Annotated in this window: 14 protein-coding genes; 11 read left to right on the top strand and 3 right to left on the bottom strand. The window is 67.4% G+C overall.

What is annotated here, in order from left to right; genetic code table 11:
- The first annotated feature begins 152 nt into the window (after positions 1 to 152).
- The 4 genes from EV380_RS12165 (at position 153) to EV380_RS12150 (ending at position 3,352) form a co-directional block, all read left to right on the top strand.
- Complete coding sequence (locus tag EV380_RS12165; protein WP_130451364.1) at positions 153 to 551, top strand: hypothetical protein; 399 nt, start codon at positions 153 to 155, stop codon at positions 549 to 551.
- 105 nt (positions 552 to 656) lie between these two features.
- Positions 657 to 1,496, top strand: a complete 840-nt coding sequence (locus EV380_RS12160) for a hypothetical protein (protein WP_130451363.1) — start codon at positions 657 to 659, stop codon at positions 1,494 to 1,496.
- Positions 1,497 to 1,588: 92 nt separating this feature from the next.
- A complete protein-coding gene (locus EV380_RS12155; protein WP_130451362.1) occupies positions 1,589 to 2,566 on the top strand; it encodes a hypothetical protein in 978 nt (325 codons plus the stop codon).
- A gap of 351 nt (positions 2,567 to 2,917) precedes the next feature.
- Positions 2,918 to 3,352, top strand: coding sequence for a hypothetical protein (locus EV380_RS12150; protein WP_130451361.1), 435 nt, complete (start codon positions 2,918 to 2,920; stop codon positions 3,350 to 3,352).
- Positions 3,353 to 3,423: 71 nt separating this feature from the next.
- On the opposite strand, the gene EV380_RS12145 is transcribed toward EV380_RS12150, so the two are convergent.
- A complete protein-coding gene (locus tag EV380_RS12145) occupies positions 3,424 to 4,023 on the bottom strand; it encodes a TetR/AcrR family transcriptional regulator (protein ID WP_165391953.1) in 600 nt (199 codons plus the stop codon).
- A 67-nt stretch (positions 4,024 to 4,090) separates the two neighbouring features.
- Between EV380_RS12145 and EV380_RS12140 the strand changes: the two genes are divergently transcribed.
- Genes EV380_RS12140 through EV380_RS12130 form a run of 3 tightly spaced genes read left to right on the top strand, consistent with a single transcriptional unit; the run spans position 4,091 to position 7,129 of the window.
- On the top strand, positions 4,091 to 4,879 hold the full coding sequence (locus EV380_RS12140; RefSeq protein WP_207219418.1) for an ABC transporter ATP-binding protein: 789 nt from the start codon (positions 4,091 to 4,093) through the stop codon (positions 4,877 to 4,879).
- Positions 4,880 to 4,889: 10 nt separating this feature from the next.
- Entirely contained in the window at positions 4,890 to 6,023 is a 1,134-nt protein-coding gene (locus EV380_RS12135; protein ID WP_130451358.1) for an ABC transporter permease, read from the top strand.
- Positions 6,023 to 7,129, top strand: a complete 1,107-nt coding sequence (locus EV380_RS12130; RefSeq protein WP_165391952.1) for an ABC transporter permease — start codon at positions 6,023 to 6,025, stop codon at positions 7,127 to 7,129. The genes EV380_RS12135 and EV380_RS12130 overlap by 1 nt, the downstream gene beginning before the upstream one ends.
- Positions 7,130 to 7,175: 46 nt before the next feature.
- Here the strand turns inward: EV380_RS12130 and galE are convergent, their stop codons facing one another.
- Both galE and EV380_RS12120 read right to left on the bottom strand, forming a co-directional pair.
- A complete protein-coding gene (galE, locus tag EV380_RS12125; RefSeq protein ID WP_130451356.1) occupies positions 7,176 to 8,189 on the bottom strand; it encodes a UDP-glucose 4-epimerase GalE in 1,014 nt (337 codons plus the stop codon).
- Positions 8,186 to 9,004 carry a DeoR/GlpR family DNA-binding transcription regulator gene (locus tag EV380_RS12120; RefSeq protein WP_130451355.1) on the bottom strand — a complete coding sequence of 273 codons (819 nt, stop codon included), beginning with the start codon at positions 9,002 to 9,004 and terminating at the stop codon, positions 8,186 to 8,188. The genes galE and EV380_RS12120 overlap by 4 nt, the downstream gene beginning before the upstream one ends.
- A 128-nt stretch (positions 9,005 to 9,132) precedes the next feature.
- Here EV380_RS12120 and galT point away from each other — a divergent pair, with 128 nt between their 5' ends.
- The 4 genes from galT to EV380_RS12100 all read left to right on the top strand — a co-directional run bounded on the left by galT (position 9,133) and on the right by EV380_RS12100 (position 13,483).
- Positions 9,133 to 10,302, top strand: a complete 1,170-nt coding sequence (gene galT / locus EV380_RS12115) for a galactose-1-phosphate uridylyltransferase (RefSeq protein WP_130451354.1) — start codon at positions 9,133 to 9,135, stop codon at positions 10,300 to 10,302.
- A gap of 1 nt (position 10,303) precedes the next feature.
- Positions 10,304 to 11,515 carry a galactokinase gene (gene galK, locus EV380_RS12110; protein WP_130451353.1) on the top strand — a complete coding sequence of 404 codons (1,212 nt, stop codon included), beginning with the start codon at positions 10,304 to 10,306 and terminating at the stop codon, positions 11,513 to 11,515.
- 111 nt (positions 11,516 to 11,626) lie between these two features.
- Positions 11,627 to 12,811 (top strand): SGNH/GDSL hydrolase family protein, encoded by a 1,185-nt coding sequence (locus EV380_RS12105; RefSeq protein WP_341272770.1) that lies wholly within the window; start codon positions 11,627 to 11,629, stop codon positions 12,809 to 12,811.
- A 30-nt stretch (positions 12,812 to 12,841) separates the two neighbouring features.
- Positions 12,842 to 13,483 carry a LysE family translocator gene (locus tag EV380_RS12100; RefSeq protein ID WP_130451352.1) on the top strand — a complete coding sequence of 214 codons (642 nt, stop codon included), beginning with the start codon at positions 12,842 to 12,844 and terminating at the stop codon, positions 13,481 to 13,483.
- Positions 13,484 to 13,497: the final 14 nt, after the last annotated feature.

Genomic DNA, 13,497 nt, shown 5'->3' with positions numbered 1-13,497 from the left:
GACCGTTCACTCCGCTGTTGGTTGCTAGCTATCGATAAGGCCCCTTATCAAGCAGAACCGATTGTTTTGTGGCGAGGGAGTCCTATGTTGTTCCTGGCAGCAGTCGACCACCGCAGCCACGTCAATCCTCGGGCCACGGAAAGGACCCTGAAATGAAGTTCGTCATCGGAGCCTGGGCAAACCGCCGCTACACCCGGTTGACCTCGAGTCTGGTTCTTGGGACCTTCTTCGCCGCACTGATCGCATGGCCGGTCAGGGGCGGCCTGGACGCCTCTGACGATCCAGGGTTGGCCAGCGGCGTCTGGATCGGTCTCGGCGTGCTTAACGTGCTTTTCGCGCCGGTGGCTCGCGAGCTCTACTTTCGTGCGACCCAGCCCATCCGAGAAGGACTCAGCGGAATCGTCGTCTCGGGGCCGCTGTTCATCGTCACGCTGGCCTGCCGGATTGGCGCGTGGGTACTGCTCAATCTTTTCGCCATCCCGCTCGGCCTCGTCGGGGTCCTCTACCTGGAAAGCCAGGACAGAGCCGGACGCGGGTGGCGCATCGCGTAGGCCGAACGGGGCCTGCGGGGCTCGAGCACCGTTGGGGGATGCTCGAGCCCACCTCCCGGACGCCGACGGCTTCCGGTACATCACCATCGAATCAGGAGTTGCACGATGAAACTGACCATTGATGCGGTTCGGGTCCTCGAGTGGATCCTTGCCAACGGGCACGACCGGACGTCGTCGGTCGAGATCCCGACCGACGTGCTGAGCTGCGATGAGCAGCGGGACGTCCTCGCCGAGCTGGGGCGTGAAGGGCTCGTCGTCGACGAGCCCTCTGCTGGAGGCGGTGCGACCTTCACGCTCGACCCCGCGCGGCGCTCGGAAATCCGGGCCATGGCCCGGAAGGCCAAGCAGGCATTGCTCGAACGGGCCGTTCTGGAGTACGTCGACGCCAACGATGACCGTAGCGGCACCTCGGACGTTGTCGGCGTGCTCGCCGACAGTTTCTCGAACGACGACGTCGAGCGCTGCGTGGATCGCCTGCACCAGAGCGGATTTCTGGACGGGATCAGCACATGGGGATCGGGACTGGCCAGGATGTCTGTGAACACCGCGGGCGCGGAGAAGCTCGACGATCCGTACGTCGTCATCGCTGCCGGAAGCTCTACTTCCATCTCCAACGGCGACTTCAATACCTGGCACGTGCAGGGGAGTGGCAACGTCTTGCAGAACGGCCGCGGCAACACGGCGTCGACGTCCGTCCAGGGCATCGACGCCCAGGCGCTGCACAAAGTGCTTGAGGCGATCCGTCGCGATCTGGATAGGGCCGACGGTGCCGACGGCGAGCAGGTCAGCGAGCTGCGGTCCCTGGTAGACGAAGCCGCTGCTCTGGCTGACGCCGGCGAGGATCCGAGCAAGATCCGCACCGCTCTGCGTCGGCTGAAGACGTTCGGCGGCGATGTCCTGACCGCGTCCACTGCGCAGTTGATCGCACAGACCATCGGGATGTAGTGGGCGCTGAAATCGAAAGAGCGCTGGTCCACACCTGACCCGCCTGGAAGGCATCGAGGTGCGACCAGCAGCAATAAGAGAAAGGAATGAATATGGAGATTGTCAGTATGTGGTTTTCAAGTGTTGCCGGTGAGTTCTTGGTGCAGGCGACTGCAGGCGTTATTTCTGGGCTCGTTCTGCTCCTCGTGCAGCCGAGGTGGATGGCGCCTGCGCGTAGAAAAAAGAGGAGACAGGGCGAGGTGCCCGGAGCAGTTCAGCAGTCTGGCAACGGCAACCACAATGCCCACGGGCAGCAGGTCATCATCGGAGACAATTCAGCGACTGGAAACGTCTCGATCCACAGCCCGACGACCATCACGACCATCCGCAACGAGGTCCGTCAGGCGCGGGCAGGTTCGAAGGAATCAGAGTCTGGCCCGGACATTTGGCTCATCGTGGGTGGGGGGTTGGCTGCGATCATCGTCGCTGGATCGTTGTTCTCGCTGTACTGGAACGTGGTCCTGGCCGCGTGGATCGGTGCGGCGATCGCCCTTCTCGTACGAGTCCTCCGTTCCGTGGTGCAGACGCGGGGACTTCCCGAGAAGTGGCCGTATCAGGCCACACGGGTTTGCATTCTGGTGATTGTGGCGCTCACCGCGCAGGCCTTCGCGTGGGTCAGTATTTTCACGGTTGAAAAAGGTCCGGTGCGGTTGACCCAGGTAGTGCAGGACCTGCGCGAGGCTGCGGACGCCCACGGAGGATTCGGGAGTCTGACCGGAATTCGTGATGGTGCGATTCAGGCATTCATCGAACTTGGAATGCAGAGCATGGTTCATATCGCGATGCTGATTGCGGGGCTTCTGGCTGCAGGAGCACTCGGTGGTCTCGCGTTTGGCGCAACGCTCGAATGGCAGGCCTCGCTTCGGGTCACTGCCGGGGACAAACTGACTGAATCCGTGGCCAGGAGGGCTGAGGGCTTCCTCGAGCCGAAAATCTGGCCTGAGATCGCTGGTGTTCTAATTCTCGGGGCCGTCATGGCGACCTGCGTGACCGGAACAGCTACCGAACTTCTTTCAATCACCGACCTGTAGCCAATTCCCGTTTCCGCGCCGAAGTGGCGCCTGCGGCGGCGGGGAACTGGAGTTTGAGGCGGCGCACCCATTCTGTGGGAGTCGCCCAGTAACTTGAAGTTGCAACCTCTTCCCGGTTGCACCGCCGTGGAAAGACCGGTCCCGAGGGATCGGCGCCCGCCGCGGAAGGGAAGCCCCAGCCTTCGCGGCTGGGCTTCCCATCTCACAAACGCCGGTGGGCCGGCGCTGAACGCGTGCCATGCAATCCGCACCGGGCCATCGGCATCCGGCGGGGAGCGGAAGCGCTTGGGGGCGCTCCCCGCCGGACCTCACACTCATACCTCAAGCCTCGTTCCTCTCTAGGAGAAGAAGATGGCTCAGCAAATCAACAACATGCCGCCGGCGCCCGCGCCGGGCGGAGCGCACCAGAGCAAGACGAATGCAGGCAAGGGCTTGGGTATCGCCGCACTCGTCATCGGGATCGTGGCACTGGTCCTGTCCTGGGTGCCGATCGTCAACAACTTCGCGGCCATCTTGGCCGTCATCGCCCTGGTGCTCGCGATCATCGGTCTCGTCGTGGCCGTCAAGAAGAACGGCTCCAAGGGGCTGTCGATCGCCGGTGCGATCATCTTCGTCGTCGCACTTGTCGTGGTTTTCGCCAGCCGGGCCTCAGTCAGGGCGGGGCGACCGACTACCAAGTCTGCTTTGACGTTCCCGCAGAAGCGGCCGACGGAGCCACCGTCCGCGTCGGCAGCCTCCTCGACTTCTCCGGCGACGACAACGCCGTCTGGGAATCCCGGTAGCTGATCGCACGACGGCGGCGGCGGTCACCTCGGCGGTGGCCGCCGTCGTCGCGTCGTCGTCAGTCCCAGTTCGGATCAGCGCCCGCGGGGCCGGGGCGCCGCAATGGGACGGAGGCTCGGCGCGAGCGCCTCGATGAGCCGCTCCGGAGAAGCGGACTTGAGCGGCTCGACGCCGATCACGTAGCGCCCGAAGATGATCCCGATGATGATGGTGATCATGGCGCTTGCGCGCTCCGTCGCCGCAGTGCCGCCGAAATATTCAACAAGCCGGCTGACCAGCTCTCTTTCAACGTACTCACGGAATGCATCGAGCACCTCCGGATGCTGCATCCCCGTGGCCAGCAGTTGGGTGAGGGAACCCTGGACGGCCGGCGCCTCCCAGGCCCGCACCACCAGCGCCGCGAGTCGCTCGGGAGCCATGGCCGGATCGCCCCGAAGCGCCTCCTCCAGGACCATTGAGGGCCCCAGCGACAGCGCCATCGCACGCGCGAACAGTTCCTTCTTCGACCCGAAGTGGTGCGCGATCAGCGCAGGGTCGCACCCCGCCCGCTCGGCAATCCTCCGCAGCGTCGCCCCGGTGTAGCCGCGTTCCGCGAAGAGGTCCCGTGCCGCTGCCAGCAGCCGATCCCGGCCGTCGTCGGTGCCCGTCCGCGGCCGTCCCCTCGTTTTATTCATCACTGTTGAGCCTAGCAGCGGCCCTCCGCCACGCTCTGACGTACTGAACGGATATAGAGGAGGAACTGTGAGAGACAGACAGGCGGCGGTTGACGCGGCGGGGGTGACGGTGGAGTTCTCCCGTGGACGGCGAAAAGAACCATACCGCGCCCTCGACACCATCGATCTGGAAGCGCGGCACGGTGAGATCACGTGTCTCCTGGGCCCTAACGGATCGGGCAAGACGACCCTGATGAACGTGCTGACCGGCCTTTTGCGGCCCGGCTCGGGCGAGCTGCGCGTTCTTGGGCTCGACCCGGTAGCGGACCGTCGGGAGCTGCTGCGCCGGATCGCCCTGGTACCGCAGGAAACGTCGCTGTATCCGGAGCTGACGGCCCGCGAGAATCTGGAGTTCCACGCCCGCTACTACGGCCTGGCGGCCGGACAGCTGCGCGTCCGCGTCGACGAAACCCTCGAGCTCGTCCAGTTGGGCGGCCGTGCGGGCGACCGGGCGGGGACCTTTTCGGGTGGCATGCAGCGCCGGCTCGCGCTGGGGAAGGCCCTCATGATGAAACCCGAGCTGCTCCTCCTCGACGAGCCGACGCTGGGCGTTGACGTCCAGTCCCGGGAGGCTATTTGGACGCGCATCGAAGAGGTCGCCAGCGAAGGCCGGGCGGTGCTGCTGACCACCAACTACATGGAGGAAGCCCAGCGCTTGGGGCACCACATCACGATCATCGACCAGGGTGCGAATGTCGTCCGCGGAACACTCAGCGAACTCACTGCCCAAGTGCCTGACGTCGAACGCGTCGAGGTCCCGGCCGTCGGTCTGCAAGACGTGTTCTTGCACTTCACCGGCCGCGGACTGCGGAACTGAGAGGCGAACCATGAACGCGGCATTCGCTCTCGCCGGGAAGGACCTGCGCGTCACCTGGCGTTCACCGCTTTTCGCGGTGATCAGCATTCTGGTCCCGGTGGCTTTCACGTTGCTCTACGCCATCGTCATCCACGTGTCGACGACGGCCACGATCGCCGTTGCCGACGACGACGGGACGCCGGAGTCGGCGGCCTTCATCTCCGTCATGGAGGGGATGCGCAACAGCGACGGCGACTACTACGAGATCCTCACCACCGATCCGGTCGACGCCGTCGAAATGTACGAGCACCGGGACGTCGGCGCGCTGCTCACGATCCCGGCGGGGTTCGCGGACGCGGTCGAGTCCGGCAACAAGCCGGCGGTCACGCTGGCGCTCGTCAACATCAACTCCGACGGAACCAAGAATCAGCATCTTCGCCTCGAGGAAGCGCTCCGGCAATTCCAGCAGGGGCTCGTCGCGACGGGCGACGACCGCCTGGCTATTTCGGAAACCACGGTGTTCGAGCGCGACATCCCCGTCACGCTCTACCTGGGATCGGCATTGATCGTCTTTGCCGCGCTGTACGCGGGAATGGTCAACGTCGGTGTCGGTATCGCTCGCGAATGGGAAGAACGCACCGCCAAAGCTCTGGTGCTCTCACCCGCCAGCCGGACGTCGTTGATCGCCGGCAAATGGGCGGCCGGCGCCGTCACTTCCGCCATCACCATTGCGGTGACGCTGCTGGGGATTTCATGGATTCTGGGCTTCCCGCTGAGCCAACTCGGCTGGCGATCGGTGGGTGTTCTGGCGCTCGTCTGGGTCTACGGCGCGGCGCTGGGGACCCTGCTCGGCGTCGGCCTACGTAAATCCCTGCCGCTGGTCCCGATTGCCGTCATTATCGCCGTTGCCCACTTCCTGGTGAGCGGATACGAATCCTACATCCGCGGTTTCGCCCACGGCGGCGCGGCCGAGGTCCTGTGGGCGTCCACGCAATGGATCCCGCTCGCCCCGCTCTTCGACATTCTGCGTTTCGAAGTCGCTGCGCTGCCCCAGCCCGAGACCGCGCTGTACGGCGTTCTCGGGAGCCTGCTGCTGGCCGGCACCGTCGTCGCACTCGCCGCCTGGCGGCTCACCCGCGCTCTTCGCTTCACCCAAGGACAATGATGCTGACTACTCTGCGCGCCCTGGGCGCCATGATCTCCCGAAATCTCCGTATCGCGCTGCGCCGTCCGGAACTGCTGGTGCAGACGATGGCCGTGCCCGTGGTGGTGCTCTCACTGGCATCCGTCATCTTCGGCGCCAGCGACTCCTGGCCGATCGCCGTCGTCGACAAGTCGCAGAGCGCCGCGTCGGCGCAGCTGGCCCGGACGATTGACGACACCCGGGGACCGACAGGCGATTACTTCCGCGTTGTGGAGAGTGACGCCGAGGCTGCCAGCGCACAGCTCGCCGCCGGCCGCCTGCAGCTGGCGATCACCATCCCGCCCGACTTCGAACAGAGCGGCACGGTGGAGATCGCCACCTACAACATCAACAGCGACGCCATGAAGAACGTCCGCCTGCGCGTGACGACGGCAGCGAACCTCTACGACGGTGCCGCCGATCCGGACCAGGTGTCCGCGATCATCGAACGAGTCGCACCAACGGACGTGCAGCGCACAGCCTTCATGGGCGGCTCGGCGGTCATCCTGGCGCTGCTCCTCGGAGCCGCCATGATCGCGGCCAACCTCTATGCAGTCGACAGCGAACACCGGACCCAGAAGGAGATCGCACTGACGCCGGTCGGGAGCTATCTGGCGGGACTCGGGGCGGCGGCAGCCGGGTGGATTCTGGCCTTCGTCGCAGCTGTGCCGACTGTGCTGGTCGCGTTGGCGTTCGGAACGCGGGCCGGGTTCGCGGAGATACTCCAGGCCGCGGTGATCGTCGCGCCCGCCATGGCGGCCGCGGCCGGTGCGGGAGTGGTCGCCGCGGTGCTGCTGCGCACTCACCGCATCATTCAACCCACGCTGATCCTGCTGGCGTTGGGCAGCTACTTCGCCAGCGGCGGTTTCATTCCCGTCTCTGCGCTGCCGCCGCTCGCCCGCGGGATCAATACCTGGTGGCCGCCGTCGTATGTCTTCGAGTGGGCGAATCCGCTGTTGCACGGGTTCGAGAGCCATGCGGCTCCGGCCATGATTGGCGCTGTGGGTCTGTTCGCTGTGGTGGCGGCAGCTCTGGCCGCGCTGTCCGCCCAGTGGGCCAGCACGCGCAACGTGGCACACGGCCAATAGGGCGGCGGCGCGAACGGCCGGAGCCCGCACCGTCGACGGTCAGTGGTCAGTTGGCGTAGCCGTTCGGGTTGTTCTTCTGCCAGCGCCAGTGGTCCTCGCACATCGTCTCGATCGAGCGCGTGACCGACCACTCCAGGTCCATCTTCGCGTTAGAGGCGTCCGCCCAGAACGCGGGCAGGTCGCCGGGGCGGCGCGGCGCGAACTCGTATGGCAGCTCGCGGCCCACCGCCTTCTCGAACGCGTGCAGCATCTCCAGCACGGACGTCCCGGCCCCGCCGCCGAGATTCCACCGGTGCGCCCCGGGGTGCTCCGTCAGGTAGTTCAGCGCGGCCACGTGCCCCTCGGCCAGGTCGACGACGTGGATGTAGTCGCGCAGGCACGTGCCGTCGGCGGTGTCGTAGTCGTTCCCGAAGATCTGCAGTTTCTCCCGGCGGCCCACGGCGACCTGTGCGATAAACGGCATCAGGTTGTTCGGGATGCCCTGCGGGTCCTCGCCGATCCGCCCCGACTCGTGGGCGCCCACCGGGTTGAAGTAGCGCAGCAGCGCGACCCGCCATTCGCCGTCCGCGGCCGCGATGTCCGTGAGCACGTCCTCGATCTGCTCTTTGGTGCGCCCGTAGGGGTTCATGGCCCCGATCTCCATGTGCTCCATGTAAGGGTACGGGTTGTGCTCGCCGTACACGGTCGCCGAGGAGCTGAACACGATGGTCTTCACGCCCGCCCGCTCCATCGCGCGCAGCAGCGAGATCGTGCCGGAGGTGTTGTTGAAGTAGTAGTCGAGCGGGATCCGCGTGGACTCGCCGACGGCCTTCAGCCCGCCGAAGTGGATGACGGCATCGGGCGCGTGCCGCGCGAACACATCGTCCAGCGCGGCTTCGTCCGTGAGGTCCGCGACCTCGAGCACGGGCTCGACGCCGGCGAGCTCACCGACGCGGCGCAGCGATTCGGGGGAGGCGTTGTAGAGGTTGTCGACGACGACGACGTCGTGCCCGGCTTCCAGCAGGGCCAGGGCCGTGTGAGAACCGATGTAGCCGGCGCCGCCGGTGACGAGAATCTTCATGCTCCGCTTTCGTTCGCGTGGTGGTTGGATTTCGCCGCGGCGGCGATCAGGACCTCGCCCGCGGTGTGCTCGAGGTGTTCGACGGCGGCCGCCGGCAGGCGGTCGTCCGTGACCACGGTGTCGACCGCGTCGAGCGGCGCGATGGAGCACAAGCCGGTCACGCCCCATTTGGCGTGGTCCGCGACGACGGCGGTACGGCCGGCGTGACGCAGGAACTCACGATTCACGTGGGCCTCCTGCATGTTCGGGGTGGTGAATCCGTGTTCGGCCGTCATCCCGTGCACGCCCATGACGTACAGGTCGACGTGCAGCTGTTCGATGGCCGCGAGGGCGATCGGTCCGACGAGCGCGTCGGAGGGGGTTCGCACGCCGCCGGTGAGGATGATCGTCTGCGAGCGGTTGTCGGCGTCGTAGAAGACCTGCGCGATGCGCGGTGAGTTGGTCACGACCGTCAGATCGTCCACGGTAGTGCACCGGTGGGCGAGCGCGTACGTCGTCGTGCCGGAGTTGAAGGCGACGGACATGCCCGGGCGGACCAGGTCTGCGGCGCGGGCCGCAATCCGTTCCTTCTCGCCCGTCTGCATTCCGAGCTTGGTGGTGAACCCGGGCTCGGAGCTCGTGGCCGCACCTTCCTTCATGGCCCCGCCGTGGACCTTGATCAGGATGCCGTCGCCGGCCAGGAACGTGAGGTCGCGGCGCACGGTCATCTCCGACACCGACAATTGGGCGGCGAGCTCGGCCACACGGACCTGGCCCTGACGTTCGACCTCGCTGACGATGTGCCGGTGTCGCTGCTGCGGAAGCAGTTCCGCCATGCCGTTGTCCCTCCGTCGACCTCTTGTGTGCGTTTGTGATCTGTGCCAAGCTTACATCTGTCACTTTCTGATTGGAAGTGTGAATTACTGATCGAATCCGGTTCCACTTCGCACCCACAGGAGATCGCATGGGCCAGCCAGCCGTTGGCGCTCAACCGACCGTCACGACCCTCGCCGACGGTCGGGATCTGCTCTACTTCTTCGACGGCGGCGCCGCGCCGGCCGGGTTCACCGCCCCCGCCGATGCGCGCGAGCTGCCCGGGCGGCCGCCGTCCTCTGAGTTGCGCTACGACCCGCTCACGGGGGAATGGATCGCCTTCGCCGCCCACCGGCAGTCCCGCACGCACCTGCCGCCGGCGGATGAGTGCCCGCTCTGCCCGACGAGCGCGGCCCACGGCACCGAGATCCCCGCAGCCCACTACGACGTCGTCGCGTTCGAGAACCGCTTCCCGTCCTTCGGGCCCGAACAGCATGCCCAGGAGCTCTCCGGTGCGATCGGCGAGACGCTCCCGGCCCACGGCCGCTGCGAGGTCATCGCGTTCGGTGCCGGCCACCAGGACTCGTTCTCCGACCTGGGTGTCGAGCGCGCCCGCACCGTCGTGGACGCGTGGACGCACCGCACCCGCGCGTTGTACGCGATGGACGGGATCGAGCAGGTCTTCTGCTTCGAGAACCGCGGCGCCGACATCGGCGTGACCCTGCACCACCCGCACGGGCAGATCTACGCCTACCCCTATGTGCCGGCCCGCGTCGCGACCTACCTGCGCCGGGCGCGCGCCCACCGCGCCGCCACGGGCGGCAGCCTCTTCGAGGACGTCCTCGACTTCGAGCTGGCCGCCGGCAGTCGCATCGTCCACCGCGGCGAGCACTGGACCCTGTTCGTCCCGTTCTCGGCGCGCATGCCGCTCGAGGTCCACCTGACGCCGAACCGCCACGTCGGGGACCTCACCGAGCTCACCGAGAACGAGCGCGCCGAGCTCGCCCGCGTCTACCTCGACCTTGTGCGCGGCGTCGACGCGATCTACGCGACCCCCACGCCCTACATCGCCGCGTGGTTCCAGGCGCCCGCGCGCCGTGCGGGCGAGACATACGACGACGGCCGCGAGGACTTCCGGCTGCACCTGCAGCTGACGAGCCCGCGTCGGGCGGAGAACAAGCTGAAGTACCTCGCCGGGTCCGAGGCCGCGATGGGGGCCTTCATCGGCGACGTCATGCCCGAGGCCGCCGCGGGAATGCTGCGCGAAGCCATGGGCTACGAGATCGCGGCCGGTGGCGGCGAGGGATACGGGGAGGTCTGACATGAACGAGCAGTCCAATCGGCAGGCCGCCGGGACGCAGCAGCACTTCGCCGAGCGTTTCGGCGCCCACCCCGACGGTGTGTGGGCGGCGCCCGGGCGCGTAAATCTGATCGGCGAGCACACCGACTACAACGAGGGGTTCGTCCTGCCATTCGCGATTCCGCACCACGCGAGCGTTGCCGTTCGCCGGACCGTTGACGGCATCCTGCGCGTCGCCGGCCGACAGGACGTCGCCGGGCACGGGGCCGTCGAGGTTGATCTGGCCCGCCTCGTCGCCGCAGACGGCGTGCGTGTGGCCGCCGAACTGCCCGGGTGGGCCCGGTACGTCGCCGGCGTCTTCTGGTCCTTCGGGCAGTCGTCGCGGGAGATCGGCGGCCTGACAGCCGGCTACGAGATCGTCGTCGACTCCTCCGTCCCGATCGGCGCCGGCCTCTCCTCCTCGGCCGCGCTCGAGTGCGCGGTCGCCGTCGCCGTCGACGATCTGGCGAACCTCGGATACAACCGCCGGGACCTCGTGTTGGTCTGCCAGCGGGCCGAGAACGAATTCGTCGGAGCACCCACGGGCATCCTCGACCAGTCGGCGTCCCTGCTCAGCGAGGCCGGACACGGCCTGTTCCTCGACTGTCGCACCCGCGTCTCCCGGCCGGTGCCCCTGGCGCTCGCCGAAGCCGGACTCCAGATCCTGGTGATCGACACCAAGGTGAGCCACGCGCACGAATCCGGGGGCTACGGCCAGCTTCGGCAGGCCTGCGAGACCGGGGCGCAGATCCTCGGCGTCCCCGCGTTGCGCGACGTCGGTGTGGGCGAGCTCGGCGATGCTGAGGCCGTGATGCCGGGGCAGATCTTCGCGCGGGTCAAGCACATCGTGACCGAGAACCAGCGCGTGCTCGATGTCGTGGCCCTGCTCGAGGCCGAGCCTTTCGACGCGGCGGCGCTCGGGGAGCTCCTGACGTCGAGCCACGTTTCCATGCGAGACGACTTCGGCAACTCGTGCCCCGAGATGGACCTGGCCGTTGAGACGGCGGTTGCCGCGGGAGCGCACGGCGCGCGCATGACCGGCGGTGGTTTCGGCGGCTCGGCCATCGCCCTCGTGAAGGCGAACGAAGCGGACGCGGTGCGCGACGCCGTCGTGCGCGCGTTCGCCGAGGCCGGGCACGCTGCGCCGGACGTGTTCCCCGTCCTGCCCTCGGCGGGCGCGCGGCGAGTCTCCTGACCGGCGCGGAGCAGGCCGAGTGCGACGGCGTTGCCGGCCGTTGGCCGTGGCGCAGAATGCGAGCGATACAGTGTGTCTGTGAACTCAGAACAGAGGCCGAAAGATCGCCCGATGGAAATGAACGACGTCGAGGACGAGTCGCGAGCCCTGACCGTCGTCGAGCTCTCCGACGAGCTGTTTCGCGGCGCCGTCGAGCTCGAGCGCACGGAGAACGGGGTCGTCCCGCATCGGCTGCCGGCGTGGGTTAGGGACCGGGGGGCCGACTCGCAGCTCCTCATGGCCGAGGCCCAGCCCGCGGCCGTGAGGCTCGCCTTCATGACCGATGCGACCGCCGTCGAGCTCGACGTCCTGCCCACGCGCTTCGGCTTCCGGGGCGGGCCCGTGCGCCCGGACGGCGTCTACGACGTCGACGTCGACGGCGAACACGCCCGCAGCTTCACGGCGGAGGGCGGGAACCGGGTCTGGATGGACCTGCAGACCGGAGAGCAGACACTTGAGTCCGGTGCCACCTCGACACTGCGTCTCGACCTGCCGGCCGGCCGCACCCGCGTCGACATCTGGCTGCCCTACGCGGAGACCACCGCACTGCGTCAGCTGCGGACAGACGGAGCCGTCGATCCGGTCGTCGACGACCGGCCGTCGTGGGTGCACTACGGCAGTTCGATCAGTCAGGGGTCCAATGCGGCCACGGCCGCCGGCATCTGGCCGGTGGTCGCGGCGCGTGCCGCCCGAGCCGACGTCGTCGATCTGGGCTTCAGCGGCGCAGCGATGCTGGACCCGTTCGTGGCCCGCGTCATGCGCGACACCCCGGCCGACCTGCTCAGCCTGAAGGTCGGCATCAACATCGTCGGCGGGGACGTGATGCGCCGGCGCGCGTTTGCCCCGGCCGTTCACGGGTTCCTCGACACCATCCGCGAGGGTCATCCTGAGACGCCGATCCTCGTCGTCTCGCCCCTGTACTGCGGAATCCATGAGGAGACCCCGGGCCCGGGTGCGTTCGACCCCGAGGCCCTGGCTGCCGGCGAGACGCGGTTCATCGCCACGGGGGACCCGGCAGAACGGGCGGCTGGCCGGCTCGCGCTCGAGGACGTTCGCGGCATCCTGCGGGATCTCGTGACCGAGCGCGCCGCAGAGGACCCGAACCTGCACTACCTCGACGGTCGGGAGCTGTACGGTCCGGAGGATGCGGAACGGTTCCCACTGCCTGACCGGCTGCATCCGGACGCGGACGCGCACCGCCTGATCGGGGCGCGGTTCGCCGAGCTCGCGCTGCAGCGGTTCCTGCCGGCGAGCTGAGAAGCAGGGCCGGGGCGATACTCTATCTCTGTGAACGTGGAACAAGCGCTCCTCTCCTTCGCCGTGATTGCCGCCCTCTTGACGATCGTCCCGGGGCTGGACACCGTACTCGTCCTCCGCGCCGCCATCAGCCAGGGCCGCAAGCATGCCTACGCCACTGCGATCGGCGTAAACACCGGTGCGTTGATCTGGGGCGTCGCCGCGGCCCTTGGCGCGTCGGCGGTCCTGGCGACGTCCGCGGTCGCATTCACCGCGCTGAAGCTCGCCGGCGCCGCGTACCTCGTCTGGTTGGGTGCCTCGATGCTGTGGAGGTCGTTCAGGAACGCTCCCGTGACGTCCGCCGCGGTGCCTGGCGCGGCCACAGGACGCGACAGCCTGCTCGCGTCCTGGGCCAAGGGAGCAGGTACCAACCTGCTGAACCCGAAAGTCGGTGTCTTCTACGTCGCCATGATCCCGCAGTTCATCCCGGACGGCTCCTCGCCGCTGCTGATGGGAGCGGCGCTCGCCATGGTCCACAACCTGCTCGGTCTGGCATGGTTCTCACTCATCATCATGGGCACCCACGTCGCGCGCGCCCAGCTGCAGCGCCCGGGGTTCGTGCGCATCACAGACCGAGTCAGCGGCGCGGCCCTGATCGGGTTCGGCGCGACTCTGGCATTCAAAGGCCGCTGACGTCACGAGCCGGG

The sequence above is a fragment of the Zhihengliuella halotolerans genome, assembly GCF_004217565.1.
Taxonomy (GTDB): domain Bacteria; phylum Actinomycetota; class Actinomycetes; order Actinomycetales; family Micrococcaceae; genus Zhihengliuella; species Zhihengliuella halotolerans.
This window is presented reverse-complemented; position numbering and strand designations above follow the sequence as displayed.

Coding starts and splice junctions, on each gene's coding strand:
- EV380_RS12120 (WP_130451355.1), bottom strand. CDS start 9,004: ATGGCGGAACTGCTTCCGCAGCAGCGACACCGGCACATCGTCAGCGAG.
- EV380_RS12155 (WP_130451362.1), top strand. CDS start 1,589: ATGGAGATTGTCAGTATGTGGTTTTCAAGTGTTGCCGGTGAGTTCTTG.
- EV380_RS12130 (WP_165391952.1), top strand. CDS start 6,023: ATGCTGACTACTCTGCGCGCCCTGGGCGCCATGATCTCCCGAAATCTC.
- galK (WP_130451353.1), top strand. CDS start 10,304: ATGAACGAGCAGTCCAATCGGCAGGCCGCCGGGACGCAGCAGCACTTC.
- EV380_RS12105 (WP_341272770.1), top strand. CDS start 11,627: ATGGAAATGAACGACGTCGAGGACGAGTCGCGAGCCCTGACCGTCGTC.
- EV380_RS12145 (WP_165391953.1), bottom strand. CDS start 4,023: ATGAATAAAACGAGGGGACGGCCGCGGACGGGCACCGACGACGGCCGG.
- EV380_RS12160 (WP_130451363.1), top strand. CDS start 657: ATGAAACTGACCATTGATGCGGTTCGGGTCCTCGAGTGGATCCTTGCC.
- EV380_RS12150 (WP_130451361.1), top strand. CDS start 2,918: ATGGCTCAGCAAATCAACAACATGCCGCCGGCGCCCGCGCCGGGCGGA.
- galT (WP_130451354.1), top strand. CDS start 9,133: ATGGGCCAGCCAGCCGTTGGCGCTCAACCGACCGTCACGACCCTCGCC.
- EV380_RS12165 (WP_130451364.1), top strand. CDS start 153: ATGAAGTTCGTCATCGGAGCCTGGGCAAACCGCCGCTACACCCGGTTG.
- EV380_RS12135 (WP_130451358.1), top strand. CDS start 4,890: ATGAACGCGGCATTCGCTCTCGCCGGGAAGGACCTGCGCGTCACCTGG.
- galE (WP_130451356.1), bottom strand. CDS start 8,189: ATGAAGATTCTCGTCACCGGCGGCGCCGGCTACATCGGTTCTCACACG.